General features: G+C 62.4%; 22 protein-coding genes, 2 tRNA genes and 1 pseudogene. 7 read left to right on the top strand and 18 right to left on the bottom strand.

What is annotated here, in order from left to right; genetic code table 11:
• Window positions 1-578: 578 nt before the first annotated feature.
• The 5 genes from OH705_RS13490 to OH705_RS13470 form a co-directional block, all read right to left on the bottom strand.
• The gene (locus tag OH705_RS13490; protein WP_023629375.1) at window positions 579-1,295 is read right to left on the bottom strand and encodes an ABC transporter ATP-binding protein; all 717 of its coding nucleotides are present in this window, start codon (window positions 1,293-1,295) and stop codon (window positions 579-581) included.
• Window positions 1,292-2,167 carry an ABC transporter ATP-binding protein gene (locus tag OH705_RS13485; RefSeq protein WP_031314650.1) on the bottom strand — a complete coding sequence of 292 codons (876 nt, stop codon included), beginning with the start codon at window positions 2,165-2,167 and terminating at the stop codon, window positions 1,292-1,294. The genes OH705_RS13490 and OH705_RS13485 overlap by 4 nt, the downstream gene beginning before the upstream one ends.
• Complete coding sequence (livM, locus tag OH705_RS13480; RefSeq protein ID WP_046854015.1) at window positions 2,164-3,465, bottom strand: high-affinity branched-chain amino acid ABC transporter permease LivM; 1,302 nt, start codon at window positions 3,463-3,465, stop codon at window positions 2,164-2,166. Before livM ends, OH705_RS13485 begins: the two co-directional genes overlap by 4 nt.
• 3 nt (window positions 3,466-3,468) lie before the next feature.
• Window positions 3,469-4,383, bottom strand: a complete 915-nt coding sequence (locus OH705_RS13475; protein ID WP_019098910.1) for an ABC transporter permease subunit — start codon at window positions 4,381-4,383, stop codon at window positions 3,469-3,471.
• A 156-nt stretch (window positions 4,384-4,539) separates the two neighbouring features.
• Window positions 4,540-5,676, bottom strand: a complete 1,137-nt coding sequence (locus OH705_RS13470; protein WP_094012219.1) for a branched-chain amino acid ABC transporter substrate-binding protein — start codon at window positions 5,674-5,676, stop codon at window positions 4,540-4,542.
• A 440-nt stretch (window positions 5,677-6,116) separates the two neighbouring features.
• Between OH705_RS13470 and pncB the strand changes: the two genes are divergently transcribed.
• Window positions 6,117-7,322 (top strand): nicotinate phosphoribosyltransferase, encoded by a 1,206-nt coding sequence (pncB, locus tag OH705_RS13465; RefSeq protein WP_031314651.1) that lies wholly within the window; start codon window positions 6,117-6,119, stop codon window positions 7,320-7,322.
• Window positions 7,323-7,325: 3 nt separating this feature from the next.
• Window positions 7,326-8,153 carry an ammonia-dependent NAD(+) synthetase gene (gene nadE, locus OH705_RS13460; protein WP_031314652.1) on the top strand — a complete coding sequence of 276 codons (828 nt, stop codon included), beginning with the start codon at window positions 7,326-7,328 and terminating at the stop codon, window positions 8,151-8,153.
• 111 nt (window positions 8,154-8,264) lie between these two features.
• Here the strand turns inward: nadE and azu are convergent, their stop codons facing one another.
• Window positions 8,265-8,717: an azurin gene (gene azu / locus OH705_RS13455; RefSeq protein ID WP_023629364.1), complete on the bottom strand. Its 453-nt coding sequence runs from the start codon at window positions 8,715-8,717 to the stop codon at window positions 8,265-8,267.
• A 347-nt stretch (window positions 8,718-9,064) separates the two neighbouring features.
• Between azu and OH705_RS13450 the strand changes: the two genes are divergently transcribed.
• On the top strand, window positions 9,065-9,652 hold the full coding sequence (locus OH705_RS13450; protein ID WP_094012218.1) for a TIGR00730 family Rossman fold protein: 588 nt from the start codon (window positions 9,065-9,067) through the stop codon (window positions 9,650-9,652).
• A 34-nt stretch (window positions 9,653-9,686) separates the two neighbouring features.
• Here the strand turns inward: OH705_RS13450 and OH705_RS13445 are convergent, their stop codons facing one another.
• The 9 genes from OH705_RS13445 to OH705_RS13405 all read right to left on the bottom strand — a co-directional run bounded on the left by OH705_RS13445 (window position 9,687) and on the right by OH705_RS13405 (window position 19,511).
• Window positions 9,687-11,984, bottom strand: coding sequence for a YgiQ family radical SAM protein (locus OH705_RS13445; protein WP_267302347.1), 2,298 nt, complete (start codon window positions 11,982-11,984; stop codon window positions 9,687-9,689).
• A gap of 219 nt (window positions 11,985-12,203) precedes the next feature.
• Window positions 12,204-13,601, bottom strand: coding sequence for a replicative DNA helicase (gene dnaB, locus OH705_RS13440; RefSeq protein ID WP_023629368.1), 1,398 nt, complete (start codon window positions 13,599-13,601; stop codon window positions 12,204-12,206).
• Between the two features lie 112 nt (window positions 13,602-13,713).
• Window positions 13,714-14,160: a 50S ribosomal protein L9 gene (gene rplI, locus OH705_RS13435; RefSeq protein WP_011535934.1), complete on the bottom strand. Its 447-nt coding sequence runs from the start codon at window positions 14,158-14,160 to the stop codon at window positions 13,714-13,716.
• A 20-nt stretch (window positions 14,161-14,180) separates the two neighbouring features.
• The gene (locus OH705_RS13430; RefSeq protein ID WP_104444842.1) at window positions 14,181-15,047 is read right to left on the bottom strand and encodes a hypothetical protein; all 867 of its coding nucleotides are present in this window, start codon (window positions 15,045-15,047) and stop codon (window positions 14,181-14,183) included.
• A gap of 34 nt (window positions 15,048-15,081) precedes the next feature.
• Window positions 15,082-15,312: a 30S ribosomal protein S18 gene (gene rpsR / locus OH705_RS13425; RefSeq protein ID WP_003249563.1), complete on the bottom strand. Its 231-nt coding sequence runs from the start codon at window positions 15,310-15,312 to the stop codon at window positions 15,082-15,084.
• A 28-nt stretch (window positions 15,313-15,340) separates the two neighbouring features.
• Window positions 15,341-15,766, bottom strand: coding sequence for a 30S ribosomal protein S6 (gene rpsF, locus OH705_RS13420; RefSeq protein WP_023629370.1), 426 nt, complete (start codon window positions 15,764-15,766; stop codon window positions 15,341-15,343).
• 255 nt (window positions 15,767-16,021) lie between these two features.
• A complete protein-coding gene (gene rlmB / locus OH705_RS13415) occupies window positions 16,022-16,768 on the bottom strand; it encodes a 23S rRNA (guanosine(2251)-2'-O)-methyltransferase RlmB (RefSeq protein ID WP_217840554.1) in 747 nt (248 codons plus the stop codon).
• Window positions 16,765-19,338 (bottom strand): ribonuclease R, encoded by a 2,574-nt coding sequence (gene rnr / locus OH705_RS13410; protein ID WP_267302346.1) that lies wholly within the window; start codon window positions 19,336-19,338, stop codon window positions 16,765-16,767. The genes rlmB and rnr overlap by 4 nt, the downstream gene beginning before the upstream one ends.
• Window positions 19,338-19,511, bottom strand: a complete 174-nt coding sequence (locus OH705_RS13405) for a hypothetical protein (RefSeq protein ID WP_023629372.1) — start codon at window positions 19,509-19,511, stop codon at window positions 19,338-19,340. Before OH705_RS13405 ends, rnr begins: the two co-directional genes overlap by 1 nt.
• A 98-nt stretch (window positions 19,512-19,609) precedes the next feature.
• On the opposite strand from OH705_RS13405, the gene OH705_RS13400 reads away from it, so the two are divergent.
• From OH705_RS13400 to OH705_RS13385, 4 genes are all read left to right on the top strand, one after another.
• Window positions 19,610-19,696: transfer RNA gene (locus OH705_RS13400), tRNA-Leu, on the top strand.
• A gap of 88 nt (window positions 19,697-19,784) precedes the next feature.
• Window positions 19,785-19,871: transfer RNA gene (locus OH705_RS13395), tRNA-Leu, on the top strand.
• Between the two features lie 168 nt (window positions 19,872-20,039).
• Window positions 20,040-21,053 carry an extracellular solute-binding protein gene (locus OH705_RS13390; protein ID WP_023629373.1) on the top strand — a complete coding sequence of 338 codons (1,014 nt, stop codon included), beginning with the start codon at window positions 20,040-20,042 and terminating at the stop codon, window positions 21,051-21,053.
• Window positions 21,053-22,618: an ABC transporter permease gene (locus tag OH705_RS13385; protein ID WP_038706889.1), complete on the top strand. Its 1,566-nt coding sequence runs from the start codon at window positions 21,053-21,055 to the stop codon at window positions 22,616-22,618. Before OH705_RS13390 ends, OH705_RS13385 begins: the two co-directional genes overlap by 1 nt.
• A 143-nt stretch (window positions 22,619-22,761) precedes the next feature.
• Here OH705_RS13385 and OH705_RS29310 read toward each other — a convergent pair whose 3' ends face one another.
• The 3 genes and pseudogenes from OH705_RS29310 to OH705_RS13375 all read right to left on the bottom strand — a co-directional run bounded on the left by OH705_RS29310 (window position 22,762) and on the right by OH705_RS13375 (window position 26,230).
• Complete coding sequence (locus OH705_RS29310; protein ID WP_371920599.1) at window positions 22,762-23,466, bottom strand: methyl-accepting chemotaxis protein; 705 nt, start codon at window positions 23,464-23,466, stop codon at window positions 22,762-22,764.
• A gap of 201 nt (window positions 23,467-23,667) precedes the next feature.
• Window positions 23,668-23,880, bottom strand: a pseudogene (locus tag OH705_RS29305) (methyl-accepting chemotaxis protein); the annotation flags it as partial.
• Window positions 23,881-24,937: 1,057 nt separating this feature from the next.
• The gene (locus tag OH705_RS13375; protein WP_028688256.1) at window positions 24,938-26,230 is read right to left on the bottom strand and encodes an adenylosuccinate synthase; all 1,293 of its coding nucleotides are present in this window, start codon (window positions 26,228-26,230) and stop codon (window positions 24,938-24,940) included.
• Window positions 26,231-26,283: the final 53 nt, after the last annotated feature.

Here is a 26,283-nt window from a genome sequence, read left to right as displayed (position 1 = left end):
GCAGCATGCCCGGCGCAAGCGTTGTCGACAACCGTTTCAGCGACTGGTCAAAAAACGTACAGACGCTGAAAAGCCCCGTGATTGCGGGCTTTCGTCAGGCTATGCGCATCTTATCCACAAGGCTTTCCCCACAGATTGGGGGCAACTCGTCGGCTCCAGGGAACCTTTGCCTGCTGTGGACATCTGCCCGTGATGGCGCAACGCTTTCAGCCTGCCGTCTGCGGCGGTCTGTCCAAAGTTTTTTCACAGACTTATCCACAGAATCCGAACAACTGTGGATGAACCGCGCTACTGCTAAAAACCCTCGATAGATCATGCACAAGCAAGACCTGATCAAAAAACGAACAGATCCTTGGAAGCGTTGCTACACAAGGGCTTGAGCAAGGTGCCACCATGTTTTCCACAGGCGGTTCCACATAATCCGTGGAAAGTTTTCCAGCTGTGGAAACAATGGCTTGGGTGGGAGTTGTGGAGTGCTTCGAGAAAGATATGCGACAAGTTGTCCACATGTGCTGAAAGGCATAAAACGCATAGCGGGGCAAGTCGGGTTGCCGCACCGACTTGCCCCGCGATTTACTTCAGTGCCCGCCCAGGTAGGCGTTACGCACCTCCTCGTTGACCAACAGCTCCTGTCCCGTCCCGGTCATGCGGATCTGCCCGTTGACCATCACATAGGCCCTGTCCGACAGCTTCAACGCATGGTTGGCATTCTGCTCGACCAGGAAGATGGTCATCCCAGTCTGCGCCAGCTCGCGCAGGGTCGAGAAGATCTGCTTGACCACGATCGGCGCCAGGCCCAGCGACGGCTCATCGAGCAGCAGCAGCTTGGGCCGGCTCATCAGCGCCCGGGCAATCGCCAGCATCTGCTGCTCCCCCCCGGACATGGTCATGGCCCGCTGGTTGCGCCGTTCCTTGAGCCGCGGAAACAGCTCGTACATGCGCTGCATGTCCTGATCTGCATGCTTGTCGCCGATCGGGATGGTGCCCATCATCAGGTTTTCCTCGACGGTCATGTCGGGGAACACGCGACGCCCCTCCGGGGACTGGGCGATGCCATTGGACGCGATGTAGTGCGACGACTTGCGGGTGATGTCGGTACCGCGATAGACGATCTGCCCGGATGCCGCGCGCGGCTGGCCGAAGATCGACATCAACAGCGTGGACTTGCCCGCGCCGTTGGCGCCGATCAGGCTGACCGTCTCGCCTTCGTTGATGTGCATCGAGACCTTCTTCAGGGCCTGGATCGGCCCATAGAACACATCCAGGTCCTTCAGCTCGAGAATGGGCGCGCTCATGTCAGTTCCTCTTCGTCGGCACCCAGGTAGGCGGCAATCACCGTCGGGTTGTGGCGGATATCCTGCGGTGATCCTTCGGCGATCACGTTGCCGTGGTCGAGCACGACGATGTGGTCGGAGATGCTCATGACCATGCCCATGTCGTGCTCGATCAGCACCACGGTGATGTCATGCTCGTCGCGCAGCACACGGATCATGCGGCTCAGCGCTTCGGTTTCCTGGGGGTTGAGGCCGGCAGCCGGTTCGTCCAGGCAGATGATCTTCGGCCGCGTGCACATCGCCCGGGCAATCTCCAGGCGACGCTGCTGGCCGTAGGACAGCTCGCCGGCCAGGCGGTTGGCGCAGTCCACCAGGTCGACCACCTCCAGCCAGTAGAACGCATGGTCGAGGGCATCGCTCTCGGCCTTGCGGTAGCCCGGGGTATTGAGCACCCCGGCCAGGAGGTTGCGGTTGACCCACATGTGCTGGGCCACCAGCAGGTTCTCAACCACCGACATTTCCTTGAACAGGCGGATGTTCTGGAAGGTGCGCGCCAGGCCGGCACGGTTGACCAGGTGGGTGCCACCGAACATCTTGTAGTACAGGCGGTTGGCAAAGCGTGCCGGCGAAACGAAGTCCGCCGCCCGGAAGCGCTCGCCGAGCAGTTGGATGACGTTGGTATGGCTGCCGCGCACGTTCAGTTCGATCCGCCCGCCGGTGGCCTTGTAGAAGCCCGTGAGGCAGTTGAACACCGTGGTCTTGCCAGCGCCATTGGGGCCGATCAGGGCGAAGATCTGGTTGCGTTTGACCTGCAGGCTGACATCGCTGAGCGCCTTGATCCCACCGAACTGCATCATCAGGTTATCTACAGACAGAATGACTTCGTCGCTCATGGCGCCACTCCTTTACGCGGGACCACGCCGGTACGGCTGATGCGGATCAGCCCCCGCGGTCGCCAGATCATCATCAGCACCATCAGCACGCCGAACAGCAGCACCCGGTACTCGGAGAAGCTGCGCAGCAGCTCCGGCGCCACGGTCAGCACGAACGCCGCGATCACCACGCCCACGGTCGAGCCCATGCCGCCGAGCACGACGATGGCCAGGATCAGCGCGGACTCGAAGAAGGTGAACGACGATGGGTTGACGAAGCCCTGGTAGGTGGCGAAGAACACCCCGGCAAGGCCTGCGGTGGACGCGCCGAGGGTGAACGCGGAAAGCTTGACCAGTACGTGGTTCAGGCCCATCGAGCGGCAGGCGATCTCGTCCTCGCGCAAGGCTTCCCAGGCGCGGCCCACCGGCATGCGGGTCAGCCGGTGCTTGATGTACAGCACCGCCAGCACCACCAGGAACAGCACCGCGTAGATGAACACGAACTTGAGGTTGGCGTTGTATTCGAAGCCGAAGAACTCGTGGATCGGCACCCCGCCGTCCTTGGCCCGCCGGCCGAACTCCAGGCCCAGGAACGTCGGCGACGGCGCCGGCATGCCGTTGGGGCCGCCGGTGAACGACAGCCAGTTGTTCAGCACCAGGCGGATGATCTCGCCGAAGCCGAGGGTGACGATGGCCAGGTAGTCGCCATGCATGCGCAACACCGGGAAGCCGAGGATGCACCCCGCCAGCGCCGCGGCAATGGCCGCCAGTGGCAGCACGCTCCAGAAGCCCAGGCCCAGGTATTGATAGCCCAGCGCCAGGCCGTAGGCACCGATGGCGTAGAACGCCACATAACCCAGGTCGAGCAGGCCGGCCAGGCCGACCACGATGTTCAGGCCCAGCCCCAGCAGCACGTAGATCAGGCCGAGGATGACCACGGTCAGCAGGTACTTGTTGGCGAAGATCGGGAACACGATGGCGATGACGATCAGCGCCGGGATGATGTAGCGCAGGCGCGACTTGTAGTTCGGCGCCAGCACATGCACGCCCGAGCCACCGCTGTCGAAGCCCTGGAGCATGCGTTGGCCGGTCGGCGTCTGCAGGAACAGGCTGAGGATGAAACGCCCGATCATCACGCCGCCGACCAGCCAGGCGACGCGGGCGGGTTCGGCGTTGAACGTGTAGCCATCGAGCACCACGCCGACGACGGGGCCGAAGACGATAAGGGCCAGCAAGCCGGCGACGATGGTCTCCAGCAGGCTGCGTTTAAGGTCGAAACCCTTGGTTTGCGAAGCAGAGGCAGTATTGGCAACGGACATGTTTCACACCTTAGCCACGAGCGGGCGACCCAGCAGGCCTTGGGGACGGAAGATGAGGATCATCACCAGCAGCGAGAAGCTGAACACGTCCTTGTAGTCGGAGTTGATCAGGCCGGAGAACAACGATTCGGAAATCCCCAGGATGATCCCGCCAAGCATGGCTCCCGGCAGCGAGCCGATGCCGCCGAGCACCGCGGCGGTGAAGGCCTTGATGCCGATGATGAAGCCGGCGTAGAAGTCAAAGGTGCCGTAGTTCATGGTGATCAGCACGCCCGCCAGCGCAGCCATCACAGCGCCGATGACGAACACGTAGGAGATCACCCGGTCGGTGTTGATGCCCAGGATCGAGGCCATCTTGCGGTCTTGTTGCGTGGCCCGGCACATGCGCCCGAGCTTGGTGTACTTGATCACGTAGGTGAGCAGGCCCATGCCGACGAAAGCGGCCACCAGGATAAAGATCTTGGTGTAGGTGAGCTGCACGAAGCCGGTGCCCACTTCGACGCGCATGGCGCCTTCGAGCAGGGTCGGCACGCCTTGCTGGCGGGCGCCCTGGCTGATCTGCGCGTAGTTCTGCAGGATCAGCGAAATGCCGATGGCGCTGATCAAGGGCGCCAGGCGGGTGGAGTTGCGCAGGGGTTTGTAGGCGATGCGTTCGATGGTGAAGCCATAGACGCCAGTGACGACGATGGTGAACAACAGGGTGCCCAGCATCAGCAGCGGAAACGACTCGATACCGAAGTAGGCCAGCAATGCCAGGCTGATCGCCGCGAGGTACGCGGAGATCATGTACACCTCGCCGTGCGCGAAGTTGATCATGCCGATGATGCCATAGACCATTGTGTAGCCGATGGCGATCAGGCCGTAGACCGACCCGAGGGTCAGGCCGTTGACCAGTTGCTGCAGGAAAATACCATCCATAACGCAATCTCACCTGATTGAGATTGCACGAGCGCCGACCACGCAGGGCCCGGATGCAGCGGCCCTCGCAGCGCAGAACTGTGCACATCTACTGACAAAGACAGGTACCGCGGGGCTATGGCCCGGGGCAGTGCGCGCCCGGGCCGTCAGCCATTGTTATTGTTGTTTTTCCAGCTGGTGGTACTTGCCTTTGGCATCCCACTGGTAGACCACGTAGTCGGAGACGGTCAGGTCGCCCTTCTGGTCCCACTTCTTCTCGCCCATGACGGTCTTGACCGGGTTGGCCTTGAGCCACTTGGCGGCGTCCTCGCCCTTGTTCGACTTGGCGCCGTTGAACGCGGCGGCCAGGGCCTGGACCGAGGCGTAGGCATACAGGGTGTAGCCTTCAGGCTCGGTGCCGTTCTTGCGGAACTCCTCGACCACCGCCTTGCTGTCGGGCAGCAGGCGCGGGTCGGCGCCGAAGGTCATGTACACGCCTTCGACGTACTGCGCGCCACCGGCGGTGGTGACCAGTTCGTCGGTGACGATGCCGTCATCGGACATGAACTTGACGTCTTTCAGCCCCTGCTCGCGCAGCTGGCGCACCAGCGGGCCGGCCTCCGGGTGCAGGCCGCCGAAGTAGACAACGTCGGCACCCGCGGAACGGATCTTGGTGACCACGGCACTGAAATCTTTCTCACCACGGGTCAGGCCTTCGTACAGCACGGGTTTGACGCCACGCTTTTCAAGCTGCGCCTTGGTCGCGTCGGCCAGGCCTTGGCCATAGGTGTCCTTGTCGTGCAGCACCACCACCTTCTTGCCCTTGAGCACATCGACAATGTAGTTGCCGGCGACGATGCCCTGCTGGTCGTCACGGCCGCACATGCGGAACATCGCGGACAGGCCGCGCTCGGTCACCTGCGGGTTGGTGGAGCCGGGAGTGATGGCGATCACACCGGCCTCGTCGTAAACCTCGGAAGCGGGGATGGTATTGGAGGAACAGAAGTGACCGACCACGCCCGCCACCTTGTCCTGGTCGACCAGGCGGTTGGCCACGGCCACGGCCTGTTTCGGTTCACAAGCGTCATCGCCCTTGACCAGGACGATCTGCTCGCCGTTGACGCCGCCAGCCTTGTTGATCACGTCGGCCGCGGCCTGCGCACCTTTCATGTACTGCTCGCCAAACGCTGCGTTGGCTCCGGTCATCGGGCCCGCGACGCCGATCTTGATGTCGGCCTGAACATACGAAGAAACACCCAGTGCGGTGGCTACCGCCAGTGCCAGGAAACCTTTCTTGTAAAACGTCTGCGACATGAGGTGGTGCTCCTAGAATATTTTTTTGGTTGGCACTACAACTTCTCAGCCCTGTGCTCCGAGCAAGGGCCGTGCCAGTGGTTTTGTCTTCCGGGAAAACACACGACAAGGGGTGGACAGAGGCGACCGGCGGCCTTTTCTTTACTGAGCGTGCAACCGTCTGCCGCACGACAAGTGACACCAACACGCCTAGACAAGGAGCAACCAGCGCCTGCCATCATTGCAACCCTCGCAAGTGTTAACGTGCAACCGCGCTGTAACAGCGGACGTCACCGAACTGCACACCACTGGTGCGCGACTGCTACAGGGAGCACTGTTTGAAGGCTAGCTGGCGCACGCAAAATTACCTGCAGAGTCCAATATCGCGGGCGGCGTGGCAGCGGGCTTGCCCCGCGATCTGGCACAATGGTCGCCATTGCCCCCCTTGGAGCTTCCCCCTGATGAGCGAGAGCGCATTCGCCGAGCGCATCGTGCACAACCTGCTCGACACCGACTTCTACAAGCTCACGATGATGCAGGGCGTCCTGCACAACTACCCGGACGCCGATGTCGAATGGGAGTTTCGCTGCCGCAACGGCGAGGACCTGCGCCCCTACCTGGGCGAGATCCGCAACCAGCTCGAGCTGCTCAGCGAGCTGACCCTGGATGACGGCCAACTGGCCTTCCTCGAGCGCATCAGCTTCCTCAAGCCGGACTTCCTGCGTTTCCTGCGCCTGTTCCGCTTCAACCTGCGCTATGTGCGCATCGGCATCGAGAACGACCAACTGTTTCTCCGCCTGAAAGGCCCATGGCTGCATGTGATCCTGTTCGAAGTGCCGCTGCTGGCCATCATCAGCGAAGTGCGCAACCGCCACCTGCATCCGCGCATGCGCCTGGCCGAAGCCCGCGACCAGCTATATCGCAAGTTCGACTGGCTGCGCGCCCACGCCAGCGACGACGAACTGGCCGAACTGCAGGTAGCCGACTTCGGCACCCGCCGGCGCTTCTCCAGCCGCGTGCAGGAAGACGTGGTACGGGTGCTGCGCGATGAGTTCCCGGGCCGCTTCGTCGGCACCAGCAACGTCGACCTGGCATGGAAACTGGATATCAAGCCCCTGGGCACCATGGCCCATGAATGGATCATGGCCCACCAGCAGCTCGGCCCACGACTGATCGACAGCCAGATCGCCGCCCTGGACTGCTGGGTGCGCGAATACCGCGGACTGCTCGGCATCGCCTTGACCGATTGCATCACCATGGATGCCTTCCTGAAGGATTTCGACCTGTACTTCGCCAAGCTGTTCGATGGCCTGCGCCATGACTCAGGCGAGCCGGTGGCCTGGGCGGAAAAGGCCATCGCCCATTACCAGAAGCTAGGTATCGACCCGATGACCAAGACCCTGGTGTTCTCCGATGGCCTGAACCTGACCCGCTCGCTGGAGATCTTCCGGGCCCTGCGTGGGCGCATCAATGTCAGCTTCGGCATCGGCACCAACCTGACCTGTGACATTCCCGGCGTGGCGCCCATGAGCATCGTGCTTAAAATGACCGACTGCAACGGCTCGCCGGTGGCAAAGATCTCCGACGAAGCCGCCAAGACCCAGTGCCGCGACGAAAACTTCGTCGCCTACATGCGCCATGTATTCAAAGTCCCCAGCAAGGAGTAACCCATGCAAGCCGTTCAGCAAGAGATTGCCCAGGCGCTCAAGGTGCAGCCGCCGTTCGCCGATGCCGCCGCCCTCGAGCAGGAAGTAGCCCGGCGCGTGGCGTTCATCAAGGACTGCCTGGCCAATGCCCGGCTCAAGACCCTGGTACTGGGCATCAGTGGCGGTGTCGACTCGCTGACCGCCGCCCTGCTCGCCCAGCGCGCCATCAACGAACTGCGCGCCGAGACCGGCGACAAGGCCTATACCTTCATCGCCGTGCGCCTGCCGTACCACGTGCAGCACGACGAGCACGACGCCCAGGCCTGCCTGGAGGTGATCAAGGCCGACGAGGTTCACACCATCGACATCGCCCCAGCCGTAAAGGCCTTGGCGGCGGAGGTCGAGGAACTGAAAAACGGCTCGCCGACCCTGGTCGACTTCGTCGTCGGCAACGTCAAGGCGCGCACGCGCATGGTCGCCCAATACACCGTCGCCGGCGCCCGTGCCGGCCTGGTGATCGGCACGGACCATGCGGCCGAAGCGGTAATGGGCTTCTTCACCAAGTTTGGTGATGGTGCCTGCGACCTGGCACCGCTGAGCGGGCTGGTGAAAAACCAGGTGCGGGCCATTGCGCGCAGCTTTGGCGCGCCGGAATCGCTGGTGGAGAAAGTACCGACCGCAGACCTGGAAGACCTTGAACCGGGCAAGCCGGACGAAGCGTCCCACGGCGTGACCTACCAGCAGATCGACGCCTTCCTGCACGGTGAGCCGGTGAGCCAGGAGGCGTTCGACATCATCGTCGCTACCTACCGCAAGACCCAGCACAAGCGCGAGCTGCCGTTCGCCCCTTGATCAGGCTTAGAAACAACTGTGGGAGCGGCCTTGCCCTGCGATGACGTGGTGGATTCACCATCGCCATCGCGGTGCAAGGCCGCTCCCACAGGGTATTGCGTCAGGTTTTGATTACTTGACGACGACCTTGCCCTTCATCATCGAGATGTGGCCCGGGAAGGTGCAGAAGAAGCTGTAGTCGCCGCCAGCTTCCAGTTTGGTGGCATCGAACTTCACTTCGGTTTCTTTCTCAGGAGCGCCGATCATCTTGGTGTGGGCGATGATCGCGGCGTTGTCGGCCTTGATGTAGTCCTTGTCCAGGCCTTGCGACATGCCTTCGGTGGCGATGCCTTGCATGTCGGCGGTCTTGCTGATCACCAGGTTATGCCCCATGACGTTCTTCGGCAGGCTGCCGGAGTGGGTCAGTTTTACGGTGAACTCCTTGCAGCTCTTGTCGACGGTGATTTCCTTGGTATTGAAGGACATCTGGTCAGTCGAGTCGACAGTCACCGAGCACTTGTCAGCAGCGAAGACGGAGGCGCTGGCGAGGGTCAGCAGGGATACCGCTACAGCTTTCGCAAACATCATGAATCTCCTTGGCAGGGTTTTATCAATTGCGAGACTGCCTGAATACAGGACGCCCGTACCTGATATGGGTCAAGGGGTGTCAAGTCGCCAGCCAGTAGATTTGTTCAATGGATTGTATACAACCAATCAAAGTGCACATCATGCCTTCTTAATGGACGATGAGACAACCTCTCAATCAGGAGCAAATGTCATGACATTGAGCAACATGATGCGCAGCCTGCTGGCAGCCTACGCCTGCGGTACCGCCGGTTCAGCGGTCTGCGAGTTCGCGCGTCCCGAATGATCCCCTTGGAACCGACAGGCATGCGCCTTACCCTGTGCGCGCATGTAAAGGGAGATAAGCAATGCCTGTACGTTCCGTTTGTGTCTTCTGTGGCGCCAGCATCGGTGCCAACCCTGCCTACCGTGAAGCCGCCGTCGCCCTCGGCCAGGCCATCGCCCGCCGTGGCCTGACGCTGGTCTATGGCGGCGGCGCGGTCGGCCTGATGGGCACCGTTGCCGATGCCGCCATGGCTGCCGGAGGTGAAGTCGTCGGCATCATCCCGCAAAGCCTGATGAACGCCGAAATCGGCCACAAGGGCCTGACCCGCCTTGAAGTGGTGGACGGCATGCATGCGCGCAAGGCGCGCATGGCCGAACTCAGCGACGCCTTCATTGCCCTGCCAGGTGGCCTGGGCACGCTGGAGGAACTGTTCGAGGTATGGACCTGGGGGCAGCTGGGGTATCACGCCAAGCCGCTGGGGCTGCTGGATGTGAATGGTTTCTACGCGAAGCTGGGCGGGTTCCTCGACCATATTGTCGAGGAAGGCTTCGTGCGGCCGCAGCACCGGGCAATGCTGTTGCTCGGGGAGCAGCCGGATGAGTTGCTGGACGGGATGGACAGCTTCGTTGCACCCGTGGTGCCGAAGTGGGTCGACAAACAGCCTGATTGACCAGGAAGGGGCTGCTTTGCAGCCCCTTTGATGATCAGCGCGGAATCACCGGCTGGCGCGGCTTCTTGCCCTTGCCACCCTTGGCCGCTTCCTTGCGTTCCTTGGCCGCCTGCTGGTTGCGGGCGAACGCCTCGGCCTTGGCCTTCTCGCGCTTGTCCCACGGCTTGCTGCCATCGCTGGCGCGCGGCGGCAGGCCGGTGTGCTGGGTGAGGATCTTCTGGTCCTTGCCCACCTTGTGGCTGCCGGCCGGGGTCGAGTTCTTGCGCCGCGCACTCTGGTAAGTGTCGGTCGCCGGCTGGTGCAGCGGGATCAGCTGGTGCTTGCCCGGTCCGATCAGGTCGGCGCGGCCCATGCGCTGCAGCGCTTCGCGCAGCATCGGCCAGCCCTTCGGATCGTGATAGCGCAGGAACGCCTTGTGCAAGCGGCGCTGCTCCTCGCTCTTGACGATCTCCACCCCTTCGCTCTTGTAGGTGACCTTGCGCAGCGGGTTCTTGCCCGAGTGGTACATGGCCGTGGCCGAAGCCATCGGCGACGGATAGAACGCCTGCACCTGGTCGGCACGGAAGCCGTTGCCCTTGAGCCACAGGGCCAGGTTCATCATGTCTTCGTCGGTGGTGCCCGGGTGGGCAGCGATGAAGTACGGGATCAGGTACTGCTCCTTGCCCGCCTCTTTCGAGAACTTCTCGAACATGCGCTTGAAGCGGTCGTAGGTGCCGATGCCCGGCTTCATCATCTTGTCCAGCGGGCCACGCTCGGTGTGCTCCGGGGCAATCTTCAGGTAACCGCCGACGTGGTGGGTAACCAGCTCACGCACGTACTCCGGCGACTCCACCGCCAGGTCGTAGCGCAAGCCCGAGGCGATCAGGATCTTCTTCACCCCCGGCAGGGCGCGAGCCTTGCGGTACAGCTCGATCAGCGAGCTGTGGTCGGTGTTGAGGTTCTCGCAGATGCCCGGGAACACGCACGACGGCTTGCGGCAGTGCTTCTCGATGTCATGGCTCTTGCAGGCGATGCGGTACATGTTGGCGGTCGGCCCGCCGAGGTCGGAGACCACGCCGGTGAAGCCGGGTACCTTGTCGCGCATCTCCTCGATCTCGTGCAGGATCGATTCGTGCGAGCGGTTCTGGATGATCCGGCCTTCGTGCTCGGTGATCGAGCAGAAGGTGCAGCCACCGAAGCAGCCACGCATGATGTTCACCGAGAAGCGAATCATCTCGTACGCCGGGATGCGCTCCTTGCCATACGCCGGGTGCGGGATGCGCGCATAGGGCATGCCGAACACGTAGTCCATTTCCTCGGTGGTCATGGGAATGGGTGGCGGGTTGAACCACACATCCACGTCGCCATGCTTCTGCACCAGGGCGCGGGCGTTGCCCGGGTTGGTCTCCAGGTGCAGCACGCGGTTGGCATGGGCGTAGAGTACCGGGTCGTTGCGCACCTTCTCGAACGACGGCAGGCGGATCACCGACTTCTCGCGGGTGACGCTCGGGCTATCGAGGATCTGCACCACCTTGGCTTCGTTCGGGTCTTCCTGGTCGCCCTTGGCCTGCTCGATGGCACAGGCCTGGGTGTCCTGGGTGTTCACGTACGGGTTGATGATCTTGTCGACGCGGCCCGGGCGGTCGATACGGGTGGAGTCGATCTCGAACCAGCCCTGCGGGGTGTCGCGACGAATGAACGCGGTGCCGCGCACATCGGTGATGTGCTCGATGCTTTCACCCTGGGACAGGCGCTGGGCAACCTCGACAATCGCTCGTTCGGCGTTGCCGTACAGCAGGATGTCGGCGCTGGCGTCGACCAGGATCGAATGGCGGACCTTATCCTGCCAGTAGTCGTAGTGGGCGATGCGGCGCAGCGAAGCCTCGATGCCACCAAGCACGATCGGCACATGCTTGTAGGCTTCCTTGCAGCGCTGGCTGTACACCAGGCTGGCGCGGTCCGGGCGCTTGCCGGCAAGGCCGCCAGGCGTATAGGCGTCGTCGGAACGAATTTTCTTGTCCGCGGTGTAGCGGTTGATCATCGAGTCCATGTTGCCCGCCGCGACCCCGAAGAACAGGTTCGGCTCGCCGAGCTTCATGAAGTCGTCTTTCGACTGCCAATTCGGCTGGGCGATGATGCCCACCCGGAAGCCCTGGGCCTCGAGCAGTCGACCGATGATGGCCATGCCGAACGACGCGTGGTCGACGTAGGCGTCACCGGTCACGATGATGATGTCGCAGGAATCCCAGCCGAGCTGATCCATCTCCTCCCTGCTCATCGGCAGGAACGGCGCTGGCCCGAAGCATTCGGCCCAGTACTTGGGATAGTCGTAGAGTGGTTTGGCTGCTTGCATGTCAGTGACCGGTTTTAAAGTGCAGGGAAATCGCGGGCGCGAAATATAGCACAAATTTTGACCAAATCCGACGGTGGTGGTCGGATTCAAGCGTGCCAACAAATATCACTGTGGGAGCGAGCTTGCCTCGCGTTGACATCGGGGAATTCACCATCGCCATCGCGGGGTAAGCCCGCTCCCACGATCCGCTCCCACAGGGGCCAGCCCAGCAAGATGGTTTTATTCGTCGTCGTCGAAGTTATACATGCCCGGCGCGAGATTCTCGAAACGGGTGTACTTGCCGATGAACGCCAGGCGCACGAAGCCGATGGGGCCGTTACGCTGCTTGCCGATGATGATCTCGGCCACGCCCTTGTGTTCGGTTTCCGGGTGATACACCTCGTCGCGGTAAACGAACATGATCACGTCGGCGTCCTGCTCGATCGCACCCGATTCACGCAAGTCGGAGTTGACCGGGCGCTTGTTGGGGCGCTGCTCGAGGGAGCGGTTGAGCTGTGACAGGGCGATTACCGGGCAGTTGAATTCCTTGGCCAGCGCCTTGAGCGAGCGGGAGATCTCGGAAATCTCGTTGGTTCGGTTGTCACCGGCCGAACCCGGGATCTGCATCAACTGGAGGTAATCGACCATGATCATGGCAATCTCGCCATGCTCTCGCGCCAAGCGGCGGGTACGCGCACGCATTTCCGAGGGGCTGATGCCGGCAGTGTCATCGATGAACAGTTTGCGGTCGTTCAACAGGTTCACCGCCGAAGTCAGCCGCGGCCAGTCGTCGTCGTCCAGTTGGCCGGAACGCACCTTGGTCTGGTCAATGCGCCCGAGCGACGACAGCATACGCATGATCAGCGATTCACCGGGCATCTCCAGGGAGAACACCAGCACCACCTTATCGCTGCGCAACACGGCGTTTTCCACCAGGTTCATGGCGAAGGTGGTCTTGCCCATCGACGGCCGGCCCGCGACGATGATCAGGTCTGCCGCCTGCAAGCCGCTGGTTTTTTCATCCAGGTCGGTGAAGCCAGTGGACACGCCCGTGATATCGCTGTCGGAGTTGAACAGTGTGTCGATGCGATCGATGGCCATGGTCAACAGTTCGTTGACCCCCACCGGCCCACCGGTCTTCGGCCGCGCCTCGGCGATCTGGAAGATCTGCCGTTCGGCGTCGTCAAGGATCTCTTCGGCGTTACGGCCCTGGGGGTTGAAGGCGTTATCGGCGATGTCGGTGCTGATGCTGATCAGCTGTCGCAGCGTGGCCCGCTCACGGATGATCGCGGCGTAGGCCTTGATGTTGGCCACCGACGGGGTGTTCTTGGCCAGCTCGGCCAGATACGCCAAGCCGCCCACCTGGGTAGACACACCTTCCTTGTCCAACTGTTCGTGCAAGGTGACCACGTCGAACGGCTGGTTCGCGTCCACCAGCTTGTGGATGGCGCGGAAGATCAGGCGATGGTCATGCCGGTAGAAATCGCCGTCCGACACCTGGTCCAGCACTCGCTCCCAGGCGTTGTTGTCCAGCATCAGGCCACCGAGCACGGCCTGTTCGGCCTCGATGGAATGCGGCGGCACCTTCAAGGCAGCGGTTTGCAGGTCGAGTTGTTCGGGGGTGGTGATCTCGTTCATGGCCACGAAAAATTCTGCAAGATGAAAAAGACAAAGGGCACGGCCTGCGCAAAACAGGACCGTGCCCGATGTTAACCGCCTGACCCACGAGGGGCCAGTCGATTAAGGCAGCTTAGGCAGCTACGACAACCACACGTACGGTGGCTTCAACGTCGCTGTGCAGGTGCACGGCTACGTCGTATTCGCCAACCTGACGGATAGTGCCGTTCGGCAGGCGAACTTCAGCCTTGGCCACTTCAACGCCGGAGGCGGTCAGGGCGTCAGCGATGTCGTGGGTGCCGATCGAACCGAACAGCTTGCCTTCGTCGCCAGCGGTGGCAGTGATGGTCACTTCCAGCTCGGCCAGTTGGGCAGCGCGGCTTTCAGCCGAAGCTTTCTTGTCTGCTGCGGCTTTTTCCAGCTCGGCGCGGCGCTCTTCGAACGCAGCCAGGTTGGCGGCGTTGGCAACGGTGGCCTTGCCGAATGGCAGCAGGAAGTTACGGCCGTAACCAGCCTTAACGTTTACTTTGTCGCCCAGGTTGCCCAGGTTGGCGACTTTTTCCAGCAGGATCAGTTCCATTTGGTAAAACCTCTTAACTTTTAACCTTCACCGTTCGCGGAGTCGTCACCCTGTGAAGGGGACTTGCGACCGCGAAAATCAATCAGGCTGTCGACAATGGCCAGAACCACGAGCAACGGATACATCAGCTGCATGAGCAGCGGCAGCGTCACGTACATCCCCACCAGCCAGAAACCAGCTAGTCGCCCTTGTGCCACCAACCCATGAATGAGGGCGATGGCAGCGAGCAGCAGCACCAGACTGGACGCACTGGCCAGGACGATGAACTGCGACCCGATGAACGGGCCCAACACCATCAATGACACCAGCACCAGCATCGGTACCAGCGGCAGCCTCAGCTCGCGAAACTCGCGCCCGAAACCACCGGGGTTGTACAACGCAGCCTGCCAATACCGCGCCAGCATCAAAGCCAGCAGGCTGAACAGCTGCAGCATTACCGCACTGGAAGCGACCAGCAAAGGGCCGATCAGCTCACCAGGTAGTACCGGTTGGCCCTCGAACTGCGGCAGGGCTTTTTCAAGCGCCTTGGCCAGCACCTCGAAGGTCTCGCGCATCACCGCATCCAGGATCAGGCTGTATAGCAAGCCTAACGCGACACTGGACAGCAGTACCCGAGTCCACGAATGCCCAGCGCGCAACAAGGCGGCCAGACCCAGCGTTCCCAGCAGCACCAGCAAGGTGCTCGGTTCGCCGAAGAACCCCATGATCAACGCTGGCAGAAGGCCCCAGGCGATGACCGATGAAGCGTCCTTGAACCCGCGCCGCAGGAGAACCAGGCTCCCAGCGGCGGCACTCAACCAGAACAGCAGCGGCAGTACCGCGCTGATGACCACCACGAGGGTGGCCTGCACACGACCGCGCATGATGAAACTTGCCAACGCTCGCATGCCTATCCCTTGCTACTTAGTCGACGACCCGGTCTCAGCGGCCGTGGCTGTCGGTGTAGGGCAGCAGGGCCAGGAAGCGGGCGCGCTTGATAGCGGTGGCCAGCTGACGCTGATAACGAGCTTTGGTACCGGTGATGCGGCTTGGAACGATCTTGCCGGTTTCGGATACGTAAGCTTTCAGGGTGTTGAGATCTTTGAAGTCGATCTCTTTCACGTCTTCAGCAGTGAAGCGGCAGAATTTACGACGACGGAAGAAACGTGCCATGTAATAGGCTCCTCAAAAGGTCCGTGGATTACTCGTCAGCGTTATCGCTGTTGTCGCTGTCATTGCTGTCGTCGCCTTCGGCGCCATCAGCATGCTCAGGACGTTCGCGACGCTCACGGCGCTCGCTGCGGTTCTCTTCTGCCTTGAGCATCTCGGACGGGCCGGTGACGGCTTCGTCGCGACGGATGACCAGGTTACGGATCACGGCATCGTTGTAGCGGAAGTTGTCTTCCAGCTCGGCCAGGGCCTTGCCGGAGCACTCAACGTTCAGCATCACGTAGTGAGCCTTGTGAACATTGTTGATTGCGTAGGCCAGTTGACGACGGCCCCAGTCTTCCAGGCGGTGGATCTTGCCACCATCTTCTTCGATCAGCTTGGTGTAACGCTCAACCATGCCGCCGACTTGCTCGCTCTGGTCCGGGTGAACCAGGAAGATGATTTCGTAATGACGCATGAATGCTCCTTACGGGTTAGTAGTCTGCCAGCAACCTGGTCAGACAAGGAGTGAATGACACTGTATGTCTTGCCCTAGAGAGAAGGCACATGCGCGCCTGCCAGCTCGGCAAGGGGCGCAATTGTAGAGAAGCCGGGAAGGACAAGCAAGGAGGTTGGCGAATATTTGAACAGCCGGAAACATATTCGCCCAACAGGCCGCAAGCCTGAGAAACAACGAGGGAGCGGCGGTGCGCCGCTCCCGCACACGGTCAGATCAGCGCTTGGCCTGACGCTGCCTCACTGCCTCGAACAGGCACACCCCGGTGGCCACCGAAACGTTCAGGCTGCTGACGCTGCCACCCATTGGCAACTTCACCAGGAAATCACAGTGTTCACGGGTCAGGCGGCGCATGCCCTTGCCTTCGGCCCCCATGATCATCACCAGCGGACCGGTCAGGTCCTGCTGGTAGATTTCCTGTTCGGCCTCGCCAGCGGTTCCGACCACCCACAGTCCGCGCTGCTGGAGTTTCTCCAGGGTACGTGCCAGGTTGGTCACGGCCACCAGTGGCATCACCTCGGCGGCGCCGCAGGCCACCTTGCGCACCACGCCGGTCAGGGTCGCGGACTTGTCCTTGGGGATCACCACGGCGGTCGCCCCGGCCGCATCGGCGGTGCGCAGGCAGGCGCCGAGGTTATGCGGGTCGGTGACGCCATCGAGCACCAGGATCAAGGGCGGCGTCTCGGTACGCTCGAGCAGCTCGTCGAGCATCGCCTCGCCCCACACCTGGCTCGGGCTCACCTCGGCAACCACACCCTGGTGCACACCTTCGACCCAGGCGTCGAGTTCACGGCGCTCGGCCTGGCCGACCTGGACGCGGTTCTGCGCAGCCAGCTCCAGCAGGGCCTGGATGCGCGGCTCACTGCGCCCTTCGGACAGCCAGATCTGTTTTACCCGCTTGGGGTGGTGTTGCAGCAGTGCCTGCACGGCATGCACGCCGTAGATCTTTTCCAGCTGACTCATGACTTGTTCTTGCCCTTGCGTGGCGCGCCGGACTTGGGCGGCCCCTTGCGATGCTTGGTCGGCTTGCCGGACGACTTGCCACCTTTATCCGACTTGCCGCCGGCATGGCCGCTGGCACGCGCCTCGCCCATCAGCGCCTTCTTCATTTCACGGCTCTTGCGCACCTCGGCATTGCGCTGCACCGCGTCTTTCGGGAAGTACGCCTCGGAGGCCTCGCTCTTGCGGCTGCGCGGCTTGGGCGAAATCTTCGCTTCAGCGGCAGGCGCCTGTTCGACCACCGGCTGCGCGGCAGCGCGTGGCTTGCGGCCGACCGGTGCGGTGACGGTCTTCTCCGACATTTCGAAGTCGATCTTGCGCTGCTCGAGGTCGACACGCATGACCTTAACCTCGACCGTGTCGCCCAGGCGGAAGCTGCGGCCGCTGCGCTCACCGGACAGGCGGTGATGCACAGGATCGAAGTGGTAGTAGTCACCCGGCAGGGCGCTGACATGCACCAGGCCTTCGACATAGATGTCGGTCAGCTCGATGAACAGGCCAAAGCCGGTCACCGCGGTGATCACACCAGGGAAGGTCTCGCCGACGCGATCACGCATGTACTCGCACTTGAGCCAGTTGACCACGTCGCGGGTAGCCTCGTCGGCGCGGCGCTCGGTCATCGAGCACTGCTCGCCCATCTGCTCGAGGCTGTTTTCGTCGTACGGGTAGATGCGCGCCTTGGGAATACTCATGGCACCGGCACGCTTGACGTGCGGGGTGTCGACCTTGGAGCGGATCACGCTACGGATGGCGCGATGCACCAGCAGGTCCGGGTAACGACGGATCGGCGAGGTGAAGTGGGTGTAGGCCTCGTAGTTCAGGCCGAAGTGGCCGTTGTTCTCGACGCTGTACACCGCCTGGCTCAGCGAGCGCAGCATGACGGTCTGGATCAGGTGGAAGTCCGGGCGCCCAGCGATGCTCGCCAGCAGTGCCTGGTAGTCCTTAGGCGAAGGGTCCTTGCCTTTGTGCAGACTCAGGCCCAGCTCACCGAGGAATGCGCGCAACTTTTCCAGACGCTCGGGCGGTGGACCATCGTGCACGCGGTACAGCGCAGGCACGTTGTGTTTCTGCAGGAACTCGGCCGTCGCAACGTTGGCCGCCAGCATGCATTCCTCGATCAGCTTGTGGGCGTCGTTGCGCACGGTCGGACGGATTTCGTCGATCTTGCGATCTTCACCGAAGATGATCCGGGTTTCCTGGGTCTCGAAGTCGATTGCACCGCGGGTGTGACGGGCCGCCAGGAGCACCTTGTACAGGGCATAAAGGCTCTTCAGGTCCGGCAACACCGCACTGTACTCCTCGCGCAGTGCCTTGCCTTCGCGGGTGCGGGAATGCTCGAGCATGCTGCTGACCTTGTTGTAGGTCAGGCGCGCGTGGGAGTGGATCACACCCTCGTAGAACTGGTAGTCGACCATCTGGCCGGCCTTGTTGATGGTCATTTCGCAGACCATGGCCAGGCGATCGACGTGCGGGTTCAGCGAGCACAGGCCGTTGGACAGTTCTTCGGGCAGCATCGGCACGACGCGCTCGGGGAAGTACACCGAGTTACCCCGTTGCTGCGCTTCGGCATCCAGCGCCGAGCCCAGGCGCACGTAGCTGGAAACGTCGGCGATCGCCACGTACAGGCGCCAGCCGCCGGAGAACATGCGCAGCTTGCCCAACGGTTCGCAATACACCGCATCGTCGAAGTCGCGAGCGTCTTCGCCGTCGATGGTGACGAAAGGCAGATGACGCAGGTCGATGCGCTTCTCTTTATCTTTTTCCTCGACTTCGGAGCGGAACTTGCGCGCTTCCTTGATCACTTCCTGTGGCCAGACATGCGGGATGTCATAGCTGCGCAGGGCGATGTCGATTTCCATGCCCGGAGCCATGTAGTTGCCGATCACCTCGACCACATCACCCTGCGGCTGGAAGCGTGGGGTTGGCCAGTGAGTGATCTTGATCGACACGAACTGGCCGATCTTGGCGCCGCCGTTGCGTCCGGCAGTGACCAGGACTTCCTGCTGGATTTTCGGATTGTCAGGGGTTACGTAGCCGATGCCGCCTTCTTCGAAGTAGCGACCAACCACGCTTTCATGGGCGCGGGAGATGATCTCTACCAGCACGCCTTCGCGACGGCCACGGCGGTCTACACCGGAGACCCGGGCCAGGCCGCGGTCGCCATCGAACACCAGACGCATCTGTGCCGGGCTGAGGAACAGGTCCTCGCTACCATCGTCGGGGATGAGGAAGCCGAAGCCGTCACGGTGCCCGGAGACACGGCCACAAATAAGGTCGAGCTTGTCCACCGGGGCATAGGTGCCGCGCCGGGTATAGATAAGCTGACCGTCGCGCTCCATGGCACGCAGGCGGCGGCGCAGGGCTTCGATCTGGTCTTCTTCGTAAAGACCGAACTCTTCGGCCAGCTGTTCGCGGGCAGCCGGCTCGCCACGGTCGGCGAGGCGCTGCAGGATCAGCTCACGGCTGGGGATAGGGTTGTCGTATTTTTCCGCTTCGCGAGCGGCCTCGGGATCGAGGGATTGCCAATCGGCCATCAGAAGGGGTTCACCTTGGGGTATATAGATATGAATTCTGGCATAGACGTATTGAAACCGGAAATGTCAGCCTTGGACAGCCCCGACGCGGTATCCGCCGAACGGAAATAGGCGCGTGGAATCAACGGGTTGAATTTTTTGAATTTTTTTTCGATCAGGGGCTTTACAGCCATCAGGAGCGTCCGTATAGTGCGCACCACAACGACGGACAACCCCGGAGTTGTAGTAGAGATGAACGACGCTGTAAAGCATCTTTTAATCTCGAATGTGTGCCCAGGTGGCGGAATTGGTAGACGCGCTGGTTTCAGGTATCAGTGACTTAACGGTCGTGGAAGTTCGAGTCTTCTCCTGGGCACCAAAAATTTTCAAGTAACAGATGACCAAGGATCTGTTACTACTGTGTGAAAGCAGACGAAAGTCGCCTTCAGCAGACGATGCAAAGCTTTGCCCAGGTGGCGGAATTGGTAGACGCGCTGGTTTCAGGTATCAGTGACTTAACGGTCGTGGAAGTTCGAGTCTTCTCCTGGGCACCATACAAAAACCCACTAGCTTGCTAGTGGGTTTTTTCTTGCCTGCGATTTCATGTCGCCGGGCAGCCCCTCCTTCGTCTACCCATGAATTTCCCGACATGCGCCCATTTGAGAAACAATTTCGTTTACCATTGTTTCCAAATATGTAGCCGTAAGCGAGGAAATACCCGCATGACGATCCGCCCGCAACCGCTGATGCGCACCCTGGCCGCCGCAGTTCTGAGCCTGGTGATCGGCGCTCCGGCCGCCCTGGCAGACGAACCGGTCACGTTGACGATGTACAACGGCCAGCACAAGGAAATCGGTGAAGCCATCGCCAAGGCCTACGAGGCCAAGACCGGCATTCATATCAATATTCGCAAGGGCAGCAGCAACCAGTTGGCCAGCCAGATCATCGAGGAAGGCGAACGCTCGCCGGCCGACATCATCTATACCGAAGAGTCGCCACCGCTGAACAACCTGGGCGAACTGGGCCTACTGGCGAAGATCGACGACGCCACCCTGAACATGCTGCCCAAGGAATACGTGGGCGCCAACGGCACCTGGATGGGCGTTACCGCGCGCACCCGCGTGGTGGTCTACAACCCGAAGAAGATCGATGAGAAAGACCTGCCGACCACGGTGATGGATTTCGCCGGCCCCGAATGGGACGGCCGTGTCGGCTACGTGCCCACCAGCGGCGCCTTCCAGGAACAGGCGGTGGCCATCCTCAAGATGCACGGGCGCGAAGCCACCGAAGAATGGCTGACCGGCCTGAAAGCCTTCGGCAAGACCTACACCAACAACATGGTCGCACTGAAGGCCGTGGAGAAGGGCGAAGTCGCCGCCGTGCTGGTGAACAACTACTACTGGTACGCCCTGGAGCGCGAGCGCGGCAAGCTCGACTCCAAGCTGTACTACCTGGCCGACGGCGACGCCGGCAACCTGGTGACCATCTCCGGCGCCGCTGCGGTCAAGGCCAGCAAGCATCCGAAAGAAGCACAGGCCCTGCTCAACTGGATGGCCAGCGAAGAAGGCCAGCGCGTGATCACCCAGACCACCGCCGAATACCCGCTGCATAAAGGCATGGTCTCTGACCGTGGCCTGAAGCCGTTCGATGAGCTGCGCCCGCCGAAGATCTCGCCGGCCGACCTTGGCAATGCCGAGGAAGCCATCGAGCTGGAACGTGAGGTTGGCCTGCTCTGATGACTGCCGCCCTGCCCTCGCCCGCCTTGGCGCGCTTCGTCCCCAAGCGCAAGCGCCCGTCCATCTGGGTGGTGCTGCCCGTGCTGTTCCTGGTGGCCATGAGCCTGCTGCCATTGCTGTACGTCGGGCTCAAGGCCTGGGATGCCGGCTGGCATGAAGCCCTGCGCCTGCTATGGCGTCCGTTCGTGTGGGGCTTGCTGCGCAACACCCTGCTGCTGATGGTCGGCGTCACCGCGCTGTGCCTGGTGGTGGGCGTGGCCCTGGCCTGGCTGCTGGAGCGCAGCGACCTGCCTGGCCGACGCCTGTGGGGCGTGGTGCTATGCCTGCCGTTTGCCGTGCCATCGTTCGTCAGCAGCTTCACCTGGGTGTCGCTGAGTTCGGACTTCGAAGGGCTGGGCGGGGCGATCCTGGTGATGGCACTGTCGAAGTACCCGCTGGTGTTCCTGCCGGTGGCCGCCACCCTGCGCAACCTGGATACCGCGCTGGAGGAGTCGGCGCGCACGCTGGGCTGCAGCCGCTGGGGCGTGTTCCGCAAGATCACCCTGCCGTTGCTGTGGCCGTCGATGCTCGGCGGCGGGCTGCTGATTGCCCTGCACATGCTGGTGGAGTTCGGCGCCCTGTCGATCCTTGGCCTGCAGACCTTTACCACGGCGATCTACCAGCAGTTCGAACTGGAATTCAGCAACGCCAACGCCGCGATGCTCTCGGCGGTGCTGCTGGTGCTGTGCCTGGCGATGCTGTGGCTGGAACTGCGGGTGCGTGGCAAGGCGCGTCATGTGCGCATTGGCCAGGGCGTGGCGCGCCGCGCCCAACCCTTGCGACTGCGCGGCTGGATGCCACTGGGGCAGCTGTTCTGCCTAGCGCTGGCGGTGCTGGGCAGTGGCATTCCACTGGCCATGCTCGGCTACTGGCTGAGCGTGGGCTCATCGGCGGCCTTCCCGGTCGCGGCCATCGGTAAGGCCCTGGGCACCTCGCTGTCGGTGTCATTGGGTGGCGCTGGCTTCTGCGTGCTGCTGGCACTGCCGATCAGCTTCCTGGTGGTTCGCTACAAGGGGCGCCTGGCGATCTGGGCCGAGCGGTTGCCCTATCTGCTGCACGCCCTGCCCGGTCTGGTCATTGCACTGACCCTGGTGTTCTTCGCCCTGCACTATGTGCCGGCGCTGTACCAGACTACGGCGCTGCTGATCCTGGCCTATGCCTTGCTGTTCCTGCCGTTGGCGCAGTCGCCGGTGCGCACCGCACTGAACAAGGCCTCGCCAACCCTGGAAGAGGCGGCGCGCACCTTGGGCGCCAGCAGCTTCGCAGCCTTCTGCCGGGTTACCTTGCCGATCATCTTCCCGGCGATGGCAGCAGCGTTCGCCCTGGTGTTCCTGGATGCGATGAAGGAACTGACCGCGACCCTGCTGCTCAGCCCGACCGGGATGACCACCTTGGCCACCGAGGTGTGGGCGCATACCGCCAACGTCGAGTTCGCGGCGGCGGCGCCTTATGCGGCGTTGTTGATCGTGGTGTCGGGGCTGCCGGTGTATCTGCTGACTACCAGGATGTACCTGAACAAGGCGTGACAACCTCCTCTTGGGGGCGCGTTGCGCCCCTTTTGCCGCGGTTCGTCGCCACGACAAGCCGGCTCCCACCCCTACCGCGTCGCTCTCAAGCCACACTGTAAATGTGGGAGCCGGCTTGCCGGCGATCAGCCCCCCACCTTTCCTCAGGCCCTGAACTGCCCCAGACTGGCCCGCAACTGCGCCGCCAGGTCATCCAGTACCTTGCTGCTGGCGGTGGTCTGCATTACCACCTCGGCCGAACGCTCGGCCTGGGCATGGATGGTTTCGACTCGCCCACGCACGGCTTGCGCGCCGCTGGCCTGCTGCTCGGCCGCTCGCGTGGCCAGGCCGATCGCCGCATGCACCTGCTCGACCGCAGCCTGCACCGACTGCTGGCGCCGCTCATTGTCGCGTAACACCAGCAAGCCTTCACTGGCCTGGCGCCCGGCCTGACTGATGGTCGCCACCGCCTCCTTGGCGCCTTGCTGCAGCGCAGCGATATGCGATTGGATATCCCCCGTCGAGCTCTGTGTCTTACTCGCCAAGGCACGCACCTCATCGGCCACCACGGCGAAACCGCGCCCGGTTTCTCCAGCCCGCGCCGCTTCGATGGCGGCGTTGAGCGCCAACAGGTTGGTCTGCTCGGCAATGCCATGGATCACCGTCAGTACCACCTCGATCTGCTCGCTCTGCTTGGCCAGCCGCTCGATCACCTGGGAGCCAGTCTGCACTTCGCCGGCCAGGTTCTCGATCAACCGCGCCAGCTGCGTCGAAGCACGACTGTTCTCGTCGGTCGCCTGGCGAATGTCCACCACCTGCTGCAATGCCGCCTGCATGGCATGGCTCTCGGCCTGGGCCTCGTCAGCCATACTCGACAGGTCGCGCAGGCTGGCAGCCACTTCGTCGCGCTGCAACGCGGCAGCGGCATCGGCACCGGCGTTGCGCTGGGCCATGCTGTCGATCTCCACGCCAGTACGCTGCGCCACTTCGCCGGCTTCGCGGACGATGGGCTGCAGCTTGTCGACGAAGCGATTGACCGCCGAAGCCATGTCACCGATCTCGTCACGGCTGTCGAGCTTGACGCGCTTGGTCAGGTCGCCTTCGCCGGCGGCCAGGTCGTTCAACGCGGCGATCAGCAGGCCGAGCTTGCTGAGGACGCGACGCCCGAGCACCACGGCCACCACCAGCAGCACACCCAGACCGACCAGCACCAGACCCAGGCCGATGCGCCAGCGCAGCTCGGCGGCGGCATCACGCACCGTCTGCGCGGTATTGGCCTGCATCGCCGTGGCGCTGTGCTGGGCTGTCTCCAGGCGCGCACGCAAGGCCTTGCCACTGTCGGCGGCGGCGGCCACCAGGCTGTCCCCGACCAGTTGCTCGCCACTGGCGATCAAGGCCGCGAAGCGCTGATCCAGAGCCTTGAGCTCCTGGTCGATGCCCGCGGTGGACACGCCCATCAGCACCTTGCCGATCTCTGCGCCGTTGGGGTTGATCGACGCCTCTACGAAGTACACCGACGAATCCTTGCGTGCGGCATCCAGCACCTTGTCCAGCGCCCGTTCGCCCTGGCCTTTTTCCATCAATGCCTGGTTGATCGGGTTCTGCCGGTTGAGGTAGCGGGTCAGGTGCTGGCCCTGGGCATCGTCGTAGATCACGAACAACACGTTGGGATTGCGCTGGGCACGGCGAGCGAAGTCCGAGAGCATCGGCACGTCGTTGTCCCAGATCGCCCGTGGCGCGACCGAGGCCAACAGATCGGCCATTTCATGGGCCGAGTCCCTGAGATTTTCCTCCAGCGTCGCGCGCAACTGCTGCTGCTCATCCTGCAGACGGCTGGACAGGCCCGCACTCAAACGCTGACGCGTACTGACGGAAAGGCTGTCGAGCCCAGCCCGGACATCCTCCCCGGCCTGCTCCAGTTCGGCAGCCAGTTTCTGGCTGTCATTGCCCAGGCGCGCCCCCAAATCGGCTTCCAGGGCGGTGACCGTGCTCCGCGTCAGTGCAACGGCAACCAGCACCTGCACCAGAAGAGCGATACCAAGCGCAACAAACACAGGCCGCAAGAGGCGGCTTCGTAACAGTGAAAGGATGGCAGACACGTTGTAACCCTCGTGTTTCTGGCGCCATTACTTTGATGGCATCTACAGAAACTTCTTACAGCAAGGGTTGTGCCTGAGACAGCAGGTATAAATGCCAAAGATATGAGGCGATTATCCATGGCAGCGAAATTGCCTGCGCCGATGCCATGCGCGGGGCAAGCCTCCCGCTACTTCGTACCCATATGAAAACGCCGCGCCTCCTTGCGGGGGCGCGGCGTTCAGTCAGCTAGCAAGTAGCTGATCAGGCGAACGGATGACGCAGCACGATGGTCTCGTTGCGGTCCGGGCCAGTCGAGATGATGTCGATCGGCGCGCCGACCAGCTCCTCGATGCGCTTGATGTAGTTGCGCGCGGCCTGCGGCAACTCTTCCAGGGTTTTAACGCCCAAGGTCGACTCGCTCCAGCCTGGCATCTCTTCGTACACCGGCTCCAGGCCGATGTAGCTGTCGGCATCGGAAGGCGCGTCGATGACGGCACCGTTCTCGTTCTTGTAGCCAACGCAGATGTTGATGGTTTCCAGGCCGTCCAGCACGTCCAGCTTGGTCAGGCAGATACCCGAGATGCTGTTGACGTCGATGGCGCGACGCAGGATCACGGCATCGAACCAGCCGCAACGACGGGCACGGCCGGTGGTGGAGCCGAACTCATGGCCACGCTTGGCCAGGGTGGCGCCGGTCTCGTCGAACAGCTCGGTCGGGAACGGACCGGAACCGACGCGAGTGGTGTAGGCCTTGGTGATGCCCAGGATGTAGTCCAGGTACATCGGGCCAACGCCGGAACCGGTGGAGATGCCGCCGGCGGTGGTGTTGGAACTGGTGACATACGGGTAGGTGCCGTGGTCGATGTCCAGCAGCGAGCCCTGGGCGCCTTCGAACATGATGTCCTTGCCGGCGCGGCGCAGGTTGTGCAGTTCGGCGGTGACGTCGAGCATCATCGGCTTGAGCTGCTCGGCGTAGGCCATGCACTCGTCCAGGGTCTGCTGGAAGTCGATGGCCGGCTCTTTGTAGTAGTTCACCAGCTGGAAGTTGTGGTAATCCAGCAGCTCACCGAGCTTGGCGGCGAAGCGCTCGCGGTGGAACAGGTCGCCGACGCGCAGGCCGCGACGGGCCACCTTGTCTTCGTAGGCCGGGCCGATACCACGACCGGTGGTGCCGATCTTGGCTTCGCCGCGGGCTTTTTCACGGGCCTGGTCGAGGGCCACGTGGTACGACAGGATCAGCGGAGCCGCCGGGGAAATGCGCAGGCGCTCGCGCACCGGTACGCCCTTCTCTTCCAGCTTGGTGATTTCACGCATCAGGGCATCCGGGGCGACGACCACGCCGTTGCCGATCAGGCATTGCACGCCTTCACGCAGGATGCCGGACGGAATCAGGTGCAGAACAGTCTTCTCACCGTTGATCACCAGGGTGTGGCCCGCGTTGTGGCCACCTTGGTAGCGCACGACGGCGGCAGCATGTTCGGTCAGCAGATCGACGATCTTGCCTTTGCCCTCATCACCCCACTGGGTGCCCAGGACGACGACATTCTTACCCATTACATTTGTCCTCATTCACGCAAACTTGGTGCCGGCCCATTGCCGGCGAAGAA

Origin of the sequence: Pseudomonas sp. BJa3 (assembly GCF_026343815.1) — a bacterium.
GTDB lineage: Bacteria > Pseudomonadota > Gammaproteobacteria > Pseudomonadales > Pseudomonadaceae > Aquipseudomonas > Aquipseudomonas soli.
Note: the sequence above shows the minus strand (reverse complement) of the source record. Positions and strands in the feature narration are given on the sequence as shown.

What these genes read in the sequence shown, in the direction of transcription:
- OH705_RS13490 (WP_023629375.1), bottom strand. Translation starts at nt 1,295, where the DNA reads ATGAGCGCGCCCATTCTCGAGCTGAAGGACCTGGATGTGTTCTATGGG.
- rnr (WP_267302346.1), bottom strand. Translation starts at nt 19,338, where the DNA reads ATGGCCGATTGGCAATCCCTCGATCCCGAGGCCGCTCGCGAAGCGGAA.
- azu (WP_023629364.1), bottom strand. Translation starts at nt 8,717, where the DNA reads ATGTTTGCGAAAGCTGTAGCGGTATCCCTGCTGACCCTCGCCAGCGCC.
- OH705_RS13475 (WP_019098910.1), bottom strand. Translation starts at nt 4,383, where the DNA reads ATGGATGGTATTTTCCTGCAGCAACTGGTCAACGGCCTGACCCTCGGG.
- rlmB (WP_217840554.1), bottom strand. Translation starts at nt 16,768, where the DNA reads ATGAGTCAGCTGGAAAAGATCTACGGCGTGCATGCCGTGCAGGCACTG.
- OH705_RS13450 (WP_094012218.1), top strand. Translation starts at nt 9,065, where the DNA reads ATGCCTGTACGTTCCGTTTGTGTCTTCTGTGGCGCCAGCATCGGTGCC.
- OH705_RS13405 (WP_023629372.1), bottom strand. Translation starts at nt 19,511, where the DNA reads ATGGCTGTAAAGCCCCTGATCGAAAAAAAATTCAAAAAATTCAACCCG.
- OH705_RS13470 (WP_094012219.1), bottom strand. Translation starts at nt 5,676, where the DNA reads ATGTCGCAGACGTTTTACAAGAAAGGTTTCCTGGCACTGGCGGTAGCC.
- OH705_RS13375 (WP_028688256.1), bottom strand. Translation starts at nt 26,230, where the DNA reads ATGGGTAAGAATGTCGTCGTCCTGGGCACCCAGTGGGGTGATGAGGGC.
- rpsF (WP_023629370.1), bottom strand. Translation starts at nt 15,766, where the DNA reads ATGCGTCATTACGAAATCATCTTCCTGGTTCACCCGGACCAGAGCGAG.
- livM (WP_046854015.1), bottom strand. Translation starts at nt 3,465, where the DNA reads ATGTCCGTTGCCAATACTGCCTCTGCTTCGCAAACCAAGGGTTTCGAC.
- OH705_RS13445 (WP_267302347.1), bottom strand. Translation starts at nt 11,984, where the DNA reads ATGCAAGCAGCCAAACCACTCTACGACTATCCCAAGTACTGGGCCGAA.
- pncB (WP_031314651.1), top strand. Translation starts at nt 6,117, where the DNA reads ATGAGCGAGAGCGCATTCGCCGAGCGCATCGTGCACAACCTGCTCGAC.
- nadE (WP_031314652.1), top strand. Translation starts at nt 7,326, where the DNA reads ATGCAAGCCGTTCAGCAAGAGATTGCCCAGGCGCTCAAGGTGCAGCCG.
- OH705_RS29310 (WP_371920599.1), bottom strand. Translation starts at nt 23,466, where the DNA reads ATGGCTGACGAGGCCCAGGCCGAGAGCCATGCCATGCAGGCGGCATTG.
- rpsR (WP_003249563.1), bottom strand. Translation starts at nt 15,312, where the DNA reads ATGGCACGTTTCTTCCGTCGTCGTAAATTCTGCCGCTTCACTGCTGAA.
- OH705_RS13390 (WP_023629373.1), top strand. Translation starts at nt 20,040, where the DNA reads ATGACGATCCGCCCGCAACCGCTGATGCGCACCCTGGCCGCCGCAGTT.
- rplI (WP_011535934.1), bottom strand. Translation starts at nt 14,160, where the DNA reads ATGGAACTGATCCTGCTGGAAAAAGTCGCCAACCTGGGCAACCTGGGC.
- OH705_RS13385 (WP_038706889.1), top strand. Translation starts at nt 21,053, where the DNA reads ATGACTGCCGCCCTGCCCTCGCCCGCCTTGGCGCGCTTCGTCCCCAAG.
- OH705_RS13430 (WP_104444842.1), bottom strand. Translation starts at nt 15,047, where the DNA reads ATGCGAGCGTTGGCAAGTTTCATCATGCGCGGTCGTGTGCAGGCCACC.
- dnaB (WP_023629368.1), bottom strand. Translation starts at nt 13,601, where the DNA reads ATGAACGAGATCACCACCCCCGAACAACTCGACCTGCAAACCGCTGCC.
- OH705_RS13485 (WP_031314650.1), bottom strand. Translation starts at nt 2,167, where the DNA reads ATGAGCGACGAAGTCATTCTGTCTGTAGATAACCTGATGATGCAGTTC.